6 protein-coding genes are annotated in these 15,391 nt (G+C 53.6%); 1 reads left to right on the forward strand and 5 read right to left on the reverse strand.

Going from position 1 to position 15,391, the window contains the following annotated elements:
- Positions 1-185 precede the first annotated feature (185 nt).
- The 3 genes from MXE39_RS00505 to typA all read right to left on the reverse strand — a co-directional run bounded on the left by MXE39_RS00505 (position 186) and on the right by typA (position 5,988).
- On the reverse strand, positions 186-1,613 hold the full coding sequence (locus MXE39_RS00505; RefSeq protein WP_246976204.1) for a sigma 54-interacting transcriptional regulator: 1,428 nt from the start codon (positions 1,611-1,613) through the stop codon (positions 186-188).
- A 318-nt stretch (positions 1,614-1,931) separates the two neighbouring features.
- The gene (gene glnL, locus MXE39_RS00510; RefSeq protein WP_246976201.1) at positions 1,932-3,095 is read right to left on the reverse strand and encodes a nitrogen regulation protein NR(II); all 1,164 of its coding nucleotides are present in this window, start codon (positions 3,093-3,095) and stop codon (positions 1,932-1,934) included.
- 1,051 nt (positions 3,096-4,146) lie between these two features.
- Complete coding sequence (typA, locus tag MXE39_RS00515) at positions 4,147-5,988, reverse strand: translational GTPase TypA (RefSeq protein ID WP_246976198.1); 1,842 nt, start codon at positions 5,986-5,988, stop codon at positions 4,147-4,149.
- Between the two features lie 1,105 nt (positions 5,989-7,093).
- On the opposite strand from typA, the gene MXE39_RS00520 reads away from it, so the two are divergent.
- Positions 7,094-8,044 carry a YihY family inner membrane protein gene (locus MXE39_RS00520; protein ID WP_246976195.1) on the forward strand — a complete coding sequence of 317 codons (951 nt, stop codon included), beginning with the start codon at positions 7,094-7,096 and terminating at the stop codon, positions 8,042-8,044.
- 191 nt (positions 8,045-8,235) lie between these two features.
- On the opposite strand, the gene MXE39_RS00525 is transcribed toward MXE39_RS00520, so the two are convergent.
- Together MXE39_RS00525 and MXE39_RS00530 are read right to left on the reverse strand one after the other, a co-directional pair.
- Positions 8,236-12,387, reverse strand: coding sequence for a hypothetical protein (locus tag MXE39_RS00525; protein WP_246976192.1), 4,152 nt, complete (start codon positions 12,385-12,387; stop codon positions 8,236-8,238).
- A gap of 405 nt (positions 12,388-12,792) precedes the next feature.
- Positions 12,793-14,967, reverse strand: a complete 2,175-nt coding sequence (locus MXE39_RS00530) for an ATP-dependent DNA helicase RecG (RefSeq protein ID WP_246976188.1) — start codon at positions 14,965-14,967, stop codon at positions 12,793-12,795.
- Positions 14,968-15,391: the final 424 nt, after the last annotated feature.

Below are 15,391 nucleotides of genomic sequence, written 5' to 3' on the forward strand. Positions count from 1 at the left end.
GGGCAGGTTGGGGCAGGTGGGACCGGGCGCCCTTAAGGGCTGGGGCTGAAAAAGCAACGTCCGAAACCTCAGGAGGTGCTGAGGGTTTCGGACGCGGCCGGGGAAAACAGAGCACTCACAGACAGACAGACAGCCCCTGCTCTGATGTCAGCGGGCTTCAAGGCTGTCTGCTGACAGCATCATCATCAGCTGTTGATGTTGAGCTCCTTGAGCTTGCGGGTCAGGGTGTTGCGGCCCCAGCCCAGCAGCTTGGCAGATTCCTGCTTATGATTGCTGGTATAGGCAAGTGCAGCCTCAAGCATGACACGCTCAAATTCCGGAGTTGCCTCGGAGAGGATGTCGTGCTCACCGGCACGCAGACGGCCGTCAACCCAGTTACGCAGCTGCTCCTGCCAGGAGGTAGGTTCCTTGGAGGTGCCGGCAATTGAAGTGGTGACGCGGGCCTGCTGGTTGCGGGCTTCCATGAACTCAGCTGGCAGGTCGGACATCTGAATGTCGCGGCCGGTTACCATGATGGTAAGGAACTTACACAGGTTCTTGAGCTGGCGTACATTGCCTGGCCACTGCTGACGGCACAGGAATACCAGAACCTCAGAGGTAAGCTTCTTAGGTTCCTGATTGTTCTCACGGGCACACTGGGTAAGGAAGTGCTTTGCCAGCATCGGGATGTCGTTGTTACGGTCTCTCAGTGGAGGCATATTGATATGAACAACATTGAGACGGAAGTACAGATCCTTAATGAAGGTACCCTGCTTGGTCATCTCATCCAGGTTCTGGGAGCTGGAGGCGATAACACGGACATCAGATTTGCGTGAAACATTCTGACCCAGTGGCAGGTATTCATTGCTCTGCAGCACGGTTAACAGACGGGTCTGAGCATCAACAGGCATGTCGCAGATTTCATTGATGAACAGAGTACCGCCCTGAGCACGCTCGATGGCGCAGGAGATGCCGTCGCCGTTGTAGAAAAGCTCATGCTCAATGCTTTCCTTAGGCAGAGAGGATACGTTTACGGACACAAAGCAGCCGGTGTCACGACGATAGGAGTGGTTGTGCAGGGCCAGGGCTACCAGTTCACGACCGGTGCCGTTTTCGCCGTAGATAAAGACAGGGAATTCAGTCTTGGAGACACGGCCGATGAGCTTGAATACTTCCTGCATGGCAGGGCTCTTGCCGATAATCTCAACATCATCGCCGGTCTCTTCGGCAGCGGCGGCAGCAGTCTCATCCTTCTTGAGCGACTGGTTAACGCGGTGCACGGCAGCGCGGCGGATTAACTTGATGGCGTCATGAACCTCAAAAGGCTTTGGCAGGTATTCGAAAGTGCCGTGCTCATAAGACTCAATGGCTGCAGAGAGATCAGAGTGAGCAGTAATGATGATAAAAGCGATATTAGGGTCGACTTCATGTACTTTCTTGATAAGAGACAGACCGTCGATACCTGGCATGTTGATGTCAGAAACAATCACGTCAGGAAGCTGTGTCTTGAGGGCTTCAAGAGCATCATCACCATTGCTGAACAGTTTGTGGTTGATGTGGTTCAAATCAAGAGCGCGGTCCAGGACGAAGCGGATGCTGTCGTCATCGTCAATAACCCAAATAAGCGGATCCATAATTACCTCAATCTGCGTTGTAAATCATCAGGATCAGTGCTGCACAGTCAGTAAGACTCTGCACAAATTACCTTCTGAGTGCTGTTGTCATACGGTGCTTATGATGACTGTATATCCCCATATAAAAGCCATCCCCGTATGAAAACTGTAAATCTTGAGCTGCATTTTTACAGGCAGCAGCAGCCTGAAAACTTACGTGGCCACCCCAGGTATCCTTGGGCACCCAATGGTGGCTGCGCCACCATGGTCAGGCGCCGGCCCCAGGTCGGGGCGTCCCGTCGGGACGTCCCTGCCTGGTCGGCGGCCAGAGACCGTGCTTTAGAAGCGGCGGTTCATCATGTAGGTGCCCATGCCTGAGCCAAAACCGCCTTTGCCGGTATCACTGCTGCTGTTGCTGTTTTCATGGCTGAGCAGCGGCAGAATAATCTTGAATACGGTTGAACCTGGCTCGCTTTCGCATTCGATAGTGCCCTTGTGGTGCTCAACAATGTTCTGGGAAATTGACAGGCCCAGACCATGGCCACCGGCGCGTGAAGTGATCATTGGGTAGAAGAGCATGTCCTTTATCTGAGGAGGGATGCCCGGGCCATTGTCAATCACGGAAATTTCAAGGGACATAGGGTATTTGACGCCATTGACCAGCGCGCCCATCAGAGCGCGGGTACGGATCCTGATGGTCGGATAGGCTGTGCCGGACTCTGTCAGGGCCTGAATGGCGTTGGAAATAATGTTGATAAGTACCTGCTGCATGGCGTCGACATCGAGCATGAGCTCTGGCAGCGAAGGATCGTAGTCCTTCTCAAAACGGCAGCTGCCCTGGGTAGCCATGGTTTCAAGGGAAAGTACTTTTTCAATGATGTAATGGATATTGGCCATGGAGCGCAGACTGGCGCGCTGAGGGCCCAGGAGGCGGTCGACCAGAGCCTTGAGGCGGTCAGACTGCTCAATGATTATGCGGGTGTACTCCTTAAGTTCAGTATCTGAAGCATAGGTCATCTCCAGAAGCTGAGCGGCTCCTCTGATACCTCCCAGAGGGTTTTTGATTTCATGAGCCAGATTTCTGATGAGATCGCGGGCGGCAATGTTCTGATTGCGGCGCTGAAGATCATCATTGAGTTTCTGCTGATAATCGAGGCGGTGGATTTCCACTACCAGACCACGGGCGCGGCCCGTGTACAGAGAAATATACATATCAGCATGGAAATGCTGATTGTGCTCGGTACTGAAAGATATGTCAGTTGCGGTAAAGCCCTGAAAAGCAGGATTATTGGAGTTCTGCAGGCTTTCAATCAGGCTTTTTTCCTGACTGTCGATAAGCTCGGTGATCTTGATGCCCTGAATTTTGGATCTGGACATCGAGAACAGCTGCTCGGCTGCAGTATTGGCATAGGCAATCTTGAGCTGCGAATCTGTTACCAGAGTAGCAGTTGAAATACTCTCAATAATAGTTTTTGCGTCGCACTGCATATAACTAACTCTCAATTGCTAAGGATGTTGCGCGTCCTGCAGAGAAAATCCGGACAGAACCGGACAGACCTGCAGTAAGGTGTGATGACTCCTGATGTCGTATTGCATGCCGCTGCAGTCGAGTCTATGGCAGGGCCATAAAGCAAGCAGGTCTGGCAGAATTGCTCCATGACAGCATGGCCTTATGAGTTCTGACTGGTCGTTTCGCACTGCTGATGTGCAGCCTGCTGTCAAAGGTGTTATGCCCTGTACAGGTGCTGTCACAGCTCTTTTAATCAGGTCAGCCTGCCATATTCGTGCTCTCACATGGACGCGAGGGGCATATAAGGTGACCTGTTCAGTACAATTCAGTGCGTCTGTTGATCAAACAAACAGCATATAAGCGCAAAATTGTGATCTGTATTCGGATCTGTGATCCATTTTAGAGCGTGTACGTCAAATTTGCAGCGAATTAAAATTATCGCACTGTTAAAGTGCGGTAATGTAAAGTTTAAGCTCAATAACAGGGCTGGAAAAAATAATTCTCCAGGGCCCATTCTGCTTAGAAAGTACGTATTTATATAGCCAGTAAACGATTAACTGGCTGTTTTAATCAAGAATCATTGCATTATTATAGTGCGCAAAAATGAATAAAATGAGAGCGTGTGCACCAAATTAAATGTGTTTTTGCGTCTCCCAGCGGCAATGGGCCGCATACGCCCCCCTTTGACAGCTCTGTTATGGACCGCTCAGCGCCCTGCAAGCTGCCAAATGCGCTGCAAGCTGCGCCTCAGGGCATGTATATGTGAACGCAAGTTTTAATTTCAGGGTCCATTGAGGGGCAAAAACGCTCTGATGCCGCGCCTGTTTACAAAGAATTCCCCTGTTTATACAGCATGCTGCCCTTATTGATGGCAACAAAAAGCCCCTGTCTCACAAGAGTGAAACAGGGGCTTTTCAGTTACCGGGCAGCGCTGCAGCTGCGCCGCCGGTGTGGCCACAGCTGCGCCGGTGTTTTACCGGCTGCAGCAGTTCAGGCCGGGCGCATCATGCGCCGGGGCTGGACTATGGCTGTACCATGGCCTTATTACTTGTCATCCTTCTTGCCGCCGCTGGCGCGGAAAGCACGGACACGCTCAAGCTCGGATAAGAACTTCTTGCGGATACGGATAGACTTTGGAGTTACCTCAACGAGCTCGTCTTCGTTGATGAACTCAAGGGCCTGCTCAAGTGACATATGAACGGCTGGGGTCAGGATGATATTGTCATCAGAGCCGGCAGCACGTACGTTGGTCAGCTTCTTGGTCTTGAGGCAGTTTACGGTCAGGTCGTTGGAGCGGTTGTGCAGACCGATGATCTGGCCCTCATAGACCTCTTCACCGGCATCAACGAACAGACGGCCACGCTCCTGGAGGAACCATAAGGCATAAGGAACGGACTTGCCGGTGTCGTTGGAGATCAGCACGCCATTGGCACGCTCACCGATAGAGCCGCCTACGAACTCATCGTAGGTATCAAAGGTGTGGTACATAAGACCGGTACCTGAGGTCAGGGTCATGTACAGGCTCTGGAAGCCGATAAGACCACGGGCTGGAATACGGTAATCAAGACGTACACGGCCCTTGCCATCAGGATTCATGTTCTTGAGCTCACCCTTGCGACGGCCCAGCTCTTCCATTACGGCGCCCTGGTTGTTCTCGTCGAGATCGAGGGTCAGAACCTCATATGGCTCGGTAACCTTGCCGTTTTCATCCTTGTGCAGAATTACCTCTGGACGGGAGACGCCCAGCTCATAGCCCTCACGGCGCATCTGCTCGATAAGAACTGACAGGTGCAGCTCACCACGGCCGGAAACACGGAACTTGTCGGCATCGGCTGTGTTCTCAACACGTAAGGCTACGTTGTGAACCAGCTCGGTACGCAGACGCTCCTCAATGTTACGGGAGGTAACGAATTTGCCTTCCTTGCCGGCAAATGGGGAGGTGTTGACGCAGAAGGTCATGGAAACGGTAGGCTCATCTACGCTCAGGGCTGGCAGCGGCTCAACGGCCTGAGGGGAGCATACAGTATCGGAAATCTTGAGCTCGCCCAGACCGGTAACGGCGATAATGTCGCCGGCGCTGGCCTCTTCAACCTCGCTGCGGCGCAGACCCAGATAGCCCAGAACCTGACCAATACGGCCCTGACGGGTAGTGCCGTCAGCACATGCTATGGTAACTTGCTGGTTTGGTTTGGCGGTACCACGGGTAACGCGGCCTACACCGATAACGCCTACGTAGGAGGTGAAGTCCAGAGAGGAGATCTGCATCTGGAAAGGACCATCGTGGTCAGCCTGTGGAGGGCTTACCTTTTCAATAATGGTATTGAATAAAGGCTCCATGGTGTCGCCATGGTTATCAGGATCATCACTGGCCCAGCCGGACAGGGCAGAGGCGTAGATAACAGGGAAGTCCAGCTGCTCGTCAGTAGCGCCAAGGTTGTCAAAGAGATCGAACACCTGGTCGATTACCCAGTCAGGACGGGCACCAGGACGGTCGCACTTGTTGATAACCACGATTGGACGCAGACCACGGGCAAAGGCCTTCTGAGTAACGAAACGGGTCTGTGGCATTGGGCCGTCTACGGCATCAACGAGCAGCAGAACGGAATCTACCATGGACATAACGCGCTCTACTTCACCACCGAAGTCAGCGTGTCCTGGAGTATCAACGATGTTGATACGGTAGTCCTGCCAGTTGATGGCAGTGTTCTTGGACAGAATGGTAATACCACGCTCTTTTTCAATGGCGTTGGAGTCCATGACGCGCTCCTGACCGAGCTCATTGCGATCAAGAGTGCCGGACTGGCGTAATAACTTGTCTACTAAAGTAGTCTTGCCATGATCAACGTGAGCGATGATGGCAATATTACGGATCTTTTGAACATCCATTGTAAGAGTACCTATGGTTAATCCCGATTCCTACGGGCTGAGTGACCAGGCTTGCGACTGTCAGATCATGCAGATGCATGGCAGTACAGATAAGGCGTTCTGAATCAGACGTACCGGCTCGGGCGTACCAGTTCAGATGTACTGAATCAGACGTACCGGCTCAGGCGTACCAGATCAGATCTGAGCAGGTCTGCATGCTTATGCCCCGCACAAGGGGCCGATGACTGCTGATGACCGTTGTCGCAGCTTAATGTCCTGAAATAATTCTTTATGGCTGTCAGACACGCCTGATGAAGTACCGTCAGCTGTGAGCAGGTGACAGTTAACTCCGGTAGTGTCTGTAACAGGCAGATATGCAGCTTTCAATGAAGTGGACCGATGAGGCGTACTGAGCGGACATCAGTGATTGTGCCGGCTGGCGCCTTATATCTTCAGTCTCTGACAGGCAGGACCGGGATGAGACAGGGGCTGTGCCGCCTGAAAATGGCACTGTCAGTAATGACAGTGGCTGTCCTGCAAAGGTGGAAGGTGGACCTGCAACACTGGCAGGCTGAGACAGCCATAATTTACGGAGTCAGTCTGTAAAGGCTGATCACAAAAAGTGGGATCCCTTTCGCGCTTTGAGTTAAAGCTGCTTGCAAAAATTTTGTCGCTATTTTACAGCAAAAAAAGATGATATTGACGTTGTGGACAAAAAAGCTTAATTAGGCGGCAAACAGCCATTAAATGGCCTCAGATCCCATCTCAAAAAAGGCCAGTACACCGCACCATGCCTGTCCCTGCTCCCCGCGCCTTGTCTGTATATGGTGCCTGCGCGAGTCTCATTCCCGGTTCCGGCTCCTGTCCCACACCCATGGCCTGAACCAGGCTTATGATCAGGGCCTGCACCAGGCTCATAAGCCGGTGCATGGCAGCGGTACTCTGTCCTTACCATCACTGTTCATAAGGCGGGAAAAGCTTTTGCCTGATGAATCGAACAGGGCGCTCTGGTAGTATTACAAACTGACAAATGCCGTAGATTTAGCAGTATTACGGACTGACAAATGCCGTAGATTTAGCAGTATTACGGACTGGCAAGTGCCGTTGATTTAGCAGGGGGAGCCTGATGAAAGAGCTCATAGCTTACTTTATAAGGCGCATACAGCGCGATGAAATTGCCATTGAAGCAGGCTCACTGGCCTATACCTCAATCCTTGCTCTGGTTCCGGCCATGACCATTGTGCTGTCCATCTTTGCCATGGTCCCGTCCTTTACCCCCATCAAAGAAGAGATGATGAGATTTGCGTCAGCAAACTTCCTGCCTGTCTTTACTGATGCCATCAGCAATTCCATCACTACCTTTGTTTCTCATGCCGCATCCATGACCCTGACCGGCTCGCTCATGCTCATTGTGGTAAGCCTGATGCTGATCCGCTCGGTAGACCACTCCATCAACCGCATCTGGAGAGGGGCAAGCCGCAGCATTCCCATGACCTTTGCCATTTACTGGACCATGCTGACCGTAGGCCCTCTGGCCATGGGCATTATTGTGTGGATTACCACCAGGATTGTGGCGCTGAAATTCTTTACAGACACCCAGGCAGGAGTGGCTGTTCAGCTTCTGTTCTACGTCATGCCCTTTTTCATTGAAATGAGCATGGTCTTTGTTATTTACGCCGTCATGCCCGTATGTCGTGTAGCGGTACGTGATGCCCTTACCGGGGCCTTCGTGGTGGCGCTGTCCTTTGAGGGACTCAAGCGTCTTTTCTCGGCCTTTATTCTTAACTTTTCTGATTATGAGGCCATTTACGGCGCACTTGCAGCCCTGCCGGTGCTGATGATGTGGATTTACTTCAACTGGTGGCTGGTGCTCATTGGAGCAGAGTTTACTGCCGTACTTGGTGTTGCCCGCTCAGGCAGGAATGAGGACGTACCTCGCCTCATTTACTCTCTGGTAAAGCTGACAGGCCAGGTTACCCCGCCAGAGGGCATACTCAGCGCCTCAACAGTACGCGCTCAGGCCCACCGCAACAGTACAGTAAACATCACGGTCAGTAACTTCACAAGATCGCGCTGACGCCAGCAGCATCGTTGCATCTGCAGACGTGCTGACGTCATGGGCCGCGCCGCCCCGACAGACGCGCTGACAGGCGTCTGCCGGCCAGCAGGACTGTTCACATAAGCCGGTCATGACCGGAGCAAAAACAAAGCCCTCAGACCTTGCGTGGCCTGAGGGCTTTGTTTTTGTGTCCAGTATTCTAAAGATCATCAGAAAATCAGCTCTTCTTCAGATTCATCATCATATTCTTCAGTGCCATTGGCAATGATGCTGTCAATAATGGCATTTTTAAGCAGTTCCTTTTCAGTAATGTCGGCTTGCTCATGCATCATCCTGTCTTTACGGTCAGCCTCTGCTTCAGCTCCTGAAGTGGCTGGTTTGTGAGCCGTTGCAGCCGTTGCTGGTGCAGCACCCTGTCCATCAGGATTGTTGTGCTGCCTGTCATCGCTCTGAGCAAGGGCAGCAGGTTCAGACTTTTTACCGTCCTTTACCTCAGCTGTCCTGGCAGCATCAGCGGCATCAGCACTGGCAGTCTCGGCAGGCCTGGCATCATCACTGGAAGTCTTGGCAGGATTGGCATCAGCGGCCTTTGAGGTGTCTGCAACACTTGCATTATCAGCAATGTCAGGAGCGGCTGGAGGGGCCTGCGCAGAAGGCTGTTCAGCCGGCTTTGTCTGAGCTTCCTGAGCGTCATACTTTTCTGAAGTCTCAGCAGTCTCAGTTCCGGTTGCCGGTTCAGCACTTTCAGCTGGCTTTGCGGCCTCTGGACTTGCAGCATCTGGCTTGGGCTCAGTGGCCGTGTCAGGGGCGTTAGCTGGAGTGGTTTCAGTCTTATCTACGGCAGTGCTGACAGCTGTCTGGGACTTAGCGGCCTTATCTGTGCTCTCAGGCTGATGCTCCGGGGCTGCAGCCTCTGCAGGCTTTGTTTGAGCTGGCTTGTCAGCACTTTCATCTGGAGCTGCGGTTTCAGTCTTTTCTGCTGGCTGGGGAGCAGCAGGCTTATCTGATCCTGAGCTGTGAGCTGCGCCATCATCTGGCTGTGCTTTTGCAGCCTTTTGTGCAGTCTCAGCTGGTGCTGCTGGAGCGGCCTGATCTGCAGCTTTGTCAGTGGTACCGCCCGGGGCAAACTCAGACGGCTGTGCAGACTTGCTGTCAGCTGGCTTTGACTCGTCTTTGTTTTGCGCAGCATCGGCCGGGGCTGCCGGTGTGGCAGGCTCAGCAGAGCTGTTGTCGGCAGCTTCGGCCTTAGTTGCTGGTGCATCTTGACCAGCTGGCTCAGCAGACATGGTATCGGTTGCCTTATGCGCCTTCTCATCTGAGGCGCTTGAGGCGGCCTGAGCGGCTGGATCTGCAGGCCTGTCAGATAAGCTGGCCGGGGCGGACTCAGCCTGCCCGTCAGCTTTGCTGTCGGGGTCATCGGTCTTAGTTGCCGGTGCAGTCTGCACATCAGGTTTTGCTTCTGCAGGATTTGCCTGGGCAGCCTTAAGCTTTTGCTTTTTGAGCTCGGAGGCGGCGTCAGTCTGCTCCTTGGCCTGGGCGCTTGCTTCATACTGAGGCAGGTACAGACCTGGGCGCTTTTCGCCACGCTTGATGGCCTTAATATCAAAGATCGGGGCGCTTACCTTGCCTGATATGGAAATAGCGGTGGCGCTGTCACGGGCCAGGCTTTCCATTTTTCCGGTGCCACTGACTGTGTTGCTGATCAGATCGGCCTGTCCCTGAAGCCTGAGATCTGATGTTACCAGTGAGGTAGCGGTTGAGTAGACAAGACGGCCATTGCGCAGATCGCCTCTGGTATTGAGTTTGGCCATGCCCGCTACACTGCCCTGAATGGCGGTCATCAGCTCAGTGCCGGTCAGGTGGTAATCCTCTTTCTTGCCGCCATTGATAAGGTCAAGACCAAAGTCGGCAGCCAGCATATTGTCAGAGGTCAGGGTGAAGTGACCATAGGTGCCTTTGAGCAGAGAAAGGCCGCTGACTGTGTTGTCAGCATACCTGCCAGTAAGCTCAATGTTGAAGCTGGTCTTACCGGTGAGCATATGGCCAATGAGATTGGAGTTGAGGTCAGCACTTTCAAAGTCAGGGGCCTTAATCTGCATGGTGCTGGTCTCATCAGGCTTAAGTCCCAGCTGGGCATGGGCACTGATGGAGGACTCCTTAAAGCGCATCTGAGGGACACTGATGGTCAGGCTGTCCTGATTGAGCTTAAGGGTGGCCTTTGTCTGACTCATCAGCAAATCGCTGTAGAGCATGTTCTTAAGCTGCAGCTCAACCACAGATGGACGGCTGAACATCTCAGCGTCGTCTTTATCCTGGGTATCAGATGCGCTACTGCTGGTGCCGGTGCTGTCGGAGCTGGCAGCTGTCGTGATGACAGTCTCAGTGCTCTGAGGGACCATGTAGCCAAGGGCACCCAGCAGCACATCAAGCTCAGGGGCAACCAGCGCAGTGCTGCCTGATGCAGCTTTGTCGGTGGCTGTGCCTGAAGATTTGCTCTGTGCAGCGGCGGCTGCCTGATCTGCGGCCGGAGCGGAGCTGATGGGCTTCATGTCAGGATGCAGATACAGATTTTCTGCACTGCCTGAGATGGCCTGAATGGAAAGTGGCAGAGCGTTGATGTAGGAGAGGAACTCCATGTCCTTAAACTGGGCCTGATGAATGAACAGGCTGCTGTCAGTAAGGCTGTCCTTAATCCACTCAAGACGTGGCGGATTAATGGCCATCTTGTTTTTGGCCAGCTTGAGGTCATCAAGTTCAATCAGACGTTTGTCAAAATCGATATTTCCCTCAGTCTGAATCAGACCCTCATAAACCTGACCTCTCAGAGCAAAGTTCAGTGAACCGTCGCCAAAGTCAGCAGTAACTGTGTTGTGCTCAAAAGTGGTCTGCAGATTAGGAAATGAGATCTCATCAACCTCACCCTTAAAGGCGCCGCTAACAGCCTTGTCATGGATCATAAGACCCTGCATGGAGCCGCTGATGCCCTGCATGATATAGCTTTGAGGATCATCGCCATCACGGCCCTTGAGGCGGCTGCCGGTGCTCTGAGCGCTGGCAGTCATGGCTGAGCTCTGAGCATCACGTTCTGTGAAGACCTTTTTGCCCTTGTCAGCATCAGTGCCCTTCTTGCGTGAAGGAGCCGGTACATGAACAGGGCTGTTGGTCAGAATGACATCCTTGAGGAAAGTGTTCTTTGAGGTCAGAACAATGCCCTTAGGGGCAGTAATGCTGTCATTGACAATAATCTTGGAGAGGTTGAGCTCATCAAGAATGATGTAGGCATCGGCAGGTGGGCAGCCATCGGCTGGCTTCTGAGGGGAGGTAACTGCAACAGCATCAGTCTTCTGGCTCTCTGGAGCTTCGGAAGTTCTGGCAGCCTTGGCAGAGTCACTTGCAGCGCCGGCAGTGGCAGTGGCAGCAGCAACAGCTGTGTCAGCGCCAGTTTTGGTGTCTGCCTGTGCTGTCTTGCTGTCGGTTGACTCAGCAGGCTTGCTGTCTGCAGTGTCGGCAGTCTTACCGGCTGCAGTGTCGGCAGTCTTGCTGCCTGCAACGTCGGCAGTCTTGCCGGCTGCAGCGCCGGCAGTGGCCGCAGCAATGGCGGCGCCAGCGCCAGAGGCAGCCGGGGGATTGCCTGCAGCAGTTAGCGGTTCATGGTCAGGATGGGTGAGGCTGTACAGGCCACGGCCAGTGACGGTACCGCCAAAGATGGCGGCGCTGAAGCTGTTGATGGCAATGCCTTCGGCACTGTGGGTGAAATCAATGCTGAAGCTCTTTACTTCATCTTCAAAAAGGCGGGCATTGCTGGTGCTCAGTGCACCGGAACGGAAGGTAAGGCCATCCTTGGAGCTGTATAAAACCTGATTTAAACGGATGGTGGCATCGGCAGCACTGAGAAATTCAGTGCGCAGGGGAGTGCCGTGGAAACGGACGGTCTGTGCTCTGACCGAGTTAAAGCCAAAGCGGGAATGGGCTATGTTGACCAGGTCTTCCTGGTCCATGCTGATCTTGTTGAGGTACAGATCGTTGATGATGAGATCTTCACCGGAAATAGCCGATCTCAGGTCATACTCGATATAGAGCTCTCCTATGCTGGAATTGCCAAAGGAGACATCATAGAGCTTGATGACATCAGGGTATACGGGCGAGAACTCGGCATCACGAATTGTGACATCCATACCTGAGCGGGAGCTCAGATATACAGAAAGGGGGCCCTTGACCTGCGATCCGTTAAAGAAAAGAGCAGTCAGCGCAAAGCCAATGACAATAAATACGCCCGCCGTAAAGCCAAGGCGCATCAGAATGCGCATAACAATGCTTGATGTTGAGCGCTCAGCTCTTCGTTTATGGTAAAGACCGACCATAATTTAATCCGAAATTTCACCCTGTAGGGCCGTGATCGCACGGCAATGTCTGTACAGCATAACAGCATGCAGGGTTACAGGTACTGTCAATCGGGAAAAATTGACTCTAATAAATATCATTGTGGTGCTACTGCTGCATCAACATGCTTTTTAAGTGCCAATGCAGGCAGCGCTGTTATCGCAGAAAATCTCTGTCCGGACCGGTGCCGGGGCCGCGCGCGGTTGCCCCGCGCGGCTGAGCGGAGATTGCCCGTCATTGTGGAGTTGCAGCTGAAGCTGCGCACCTTGCAGGCGCCAGCATGGCCATGCCTGGCGCTGCCGGGACGGCGGCAGCGTTAGCAGGACGGGATGGCGCTGCCGGGACGGCTCTGCCCAGGCGGCAGCGGTAGCAGGCTGTGGCTGGCCTTATGGCTGGCCCTGGGAGCCTGAGTGCATCACTGCAGCCATGGCAGCTGATGGCTCACCGTTGGATGGATCAAGGACATCTGGGAACCAGCGCATTATCAGATTGAAAGCACTGTTCATGTCGTTGCGGTAGATCTCATGGGCCGCATGCTGGGCATCACCTACCAGATCGTAATCACGATTGAGATCGGCAAAGCGGAAGTTTTCCTTACCGGCCTGACTGGTGCCAAAGAACTCGCCCGGGCCGCGCATGAGCAGATCCTGATTGGCAATTTCAAAGCCGTTGGTAGTGCTGCGCATAATCTCAAGGCGCTTGAGAGCTCTCTGGTGGCGCTCTTCTTCCTGGGCGTTCTGGGCAGGCGGGAAGTTCTGGTGAATGAGCAGGCAGAAAGAGGGCTTGGTGCCACGTCCTACGCGTCCGCGCAGCTGGTGGAGCTGAGCAAGGCCCAGTTTGTCGGCGCTTTCAATGACAATGACTGTGGCATTAGGCACGTCCACGCCCACCTCAACAATGGTGGTAGCAACCAGAATATTGATCTCGCCACTTAAAAAGCCCTCCATGGTGGTGGTCTTTTCTTTGTCCTTAATCTGGGCATGCAGCAGGCCTATTTTCATCTCCGGCAGCTGCTTTTCCAGCTCGGCAAAGCGCTTTTTGGCTGAGGTCGAGTCCAGCAACTCATTTTCATCAACCAGAGGGCATACCCAGTAGGCCTGATTGCCCTCAGAGCAGTGAGCGCGCAGACGTTCTACCACCTGCTCGATGCGCTCCTGGGAGATCACCGCTGTGGTAACAGGGCTGCGACCCTTAGGCAGAGTGTCGATGGTGGAAACATCAGTATCAGAGTACAGAGCCTGCTGTAAGGAGCGTGGAATAGGGGTTGCTGTCATCAGCAGCTCATGGGCAGCAAGACCGGCAGGGGCCTTGTTGAGCAGGGACTCTCGCTGATCAACACCAAAGCGGTGCTGCTCATCGACAATGGCCAGAGCAAGGTGCTGATATTCCATGCCTTTCTGGAAGAGGGCATGAGTGCCCACAAAGATTTTGACCTCTCCGCTCAGAGCCTTTTTGAAGATCTCGTCTCTTTCCTTTTTCTTCAGAGTGCCGGTAACCAGCGCCACCTCATAGCCAAGAGGCTCAAAGAACTCGCTGATCTTGCGCTGATGCTGGCGGGCCAGCAGCTCAGTTGGCGCGAGCATGGCGCACTGCAGGCCATTGGCTGCAAACTGCTCCATGACCATGGCTGCAACCAGAGTCTTGCCAGAACCTACGTCACCGTGAACCAGACGGCTCATGGCCTTGTCAGAGGTGCAGTCTGCCATGATTTCCCTGAACACACGGCTCTGGGCCTCAGTAGGCTCAAAAGGCAGAGTGCTCAGCAGATGCCTGTGACTTTGCTCATTCATGGTAATGACAGGGGCATTGCGGCTGTACTGACGGGCCTTGAGCTCAAGAATGGACAGCTTGTAGGCAACCAGCTCCTCATAGCAGATACGCTGATAGCCTGGCAGAGCCTCAAGCATCACCAGACCATGGTCTTCACGCGGCACTGGATTGTGGGTGTCGATAAGGGCCTCAGTAAGGTCCATGCTGTAGCGGTTAAGAGTGCGGGGCAGGTACTCATCAAGCGGATGACGGGCCAGCAGCATCAGGGCAACATTGGTGATTTCCCTCATGCGATCCTGAGACAGACCGGCGGTCAGATGGTAAACAGGGGAGAGGCATACCGGAAGCTCAATTTCCGAGCCTTCAATTACCTTGAACTCAGGATGGGTAAGAACAGGCTTTGGGTAGCCGGTAAAGGTATCAAAACGCAGATGTCCCCAGGTCATGATGGTAGTGCCGGGGCTCAGCATTTTCAGGACAAAGGGGGATGCGCGGAAGAAGACTATCTTTACGCGGGTATTTTCATGGTCCTGAGCATAGATCTCCGTCACCTTCTGTTTGATGCGGGGAGGCTCGGTGATGGTCAGCAGCAGATAGCAGGGTACGTTTTCCTCAGGAGTGCTGTTGGCTGAGCCAATGTAGGTACGGTCTTCGTAGCGAAAAGGCAGGTTTAAGAGGAGATCGTAGATATTGTGAAGATTAAGTCGTGCCAGCTTTTTGATGGTCTGTTCAGCAACACCCTTGATGCTCGACAGAGGAGTAGCGATAAATTGTGCATCCTGTCCCGGCATGGCAGCTCCTTAATGGGGTGAATGAGGGCCTTAGACTAATCGACTCCAGCCGGCCAGACCTTGAGATATGGTCACATGGCGCAACTGAGCAAGTGCAGACGCTGACCTGTCAACTGCAGGTGCCTGCTGGTCTGACAGCCAGGGCGCGGGCCTGGGGCCATGGGCCGAACCCGATCTCAGGCCCGGGTGCGGACTCAGCGCGGGCGCAGGCAGCATAGTCTGATGCCTTTTGTAATGCAGTTATTACAGGGGATTAATGAAGTGATTATATCATCTAAAGACAATGCTCAAGGTCAGCTGCAAAGCCCTTATAAAGCTGTCTGACAGAGTGCCTGCAGTGCCTGCAGTGGCTGCAGGTAACTGCAGCCCTGACCTGGTGAGAACCTGGTGGGCCGTGAGCTGGCTTATGCCTGGCCCCGGCACC

The sequence above is a fragment of the Anaerobiospirillum sp. NML120511 genome, assembly GCF_023050955.1.
Classification (GTDB): Bacteria; Pseudomonadota; Gammaproteobacteria; order Enterobacterales; family Succinivibrionaceae; genus Anaerobiospirillum.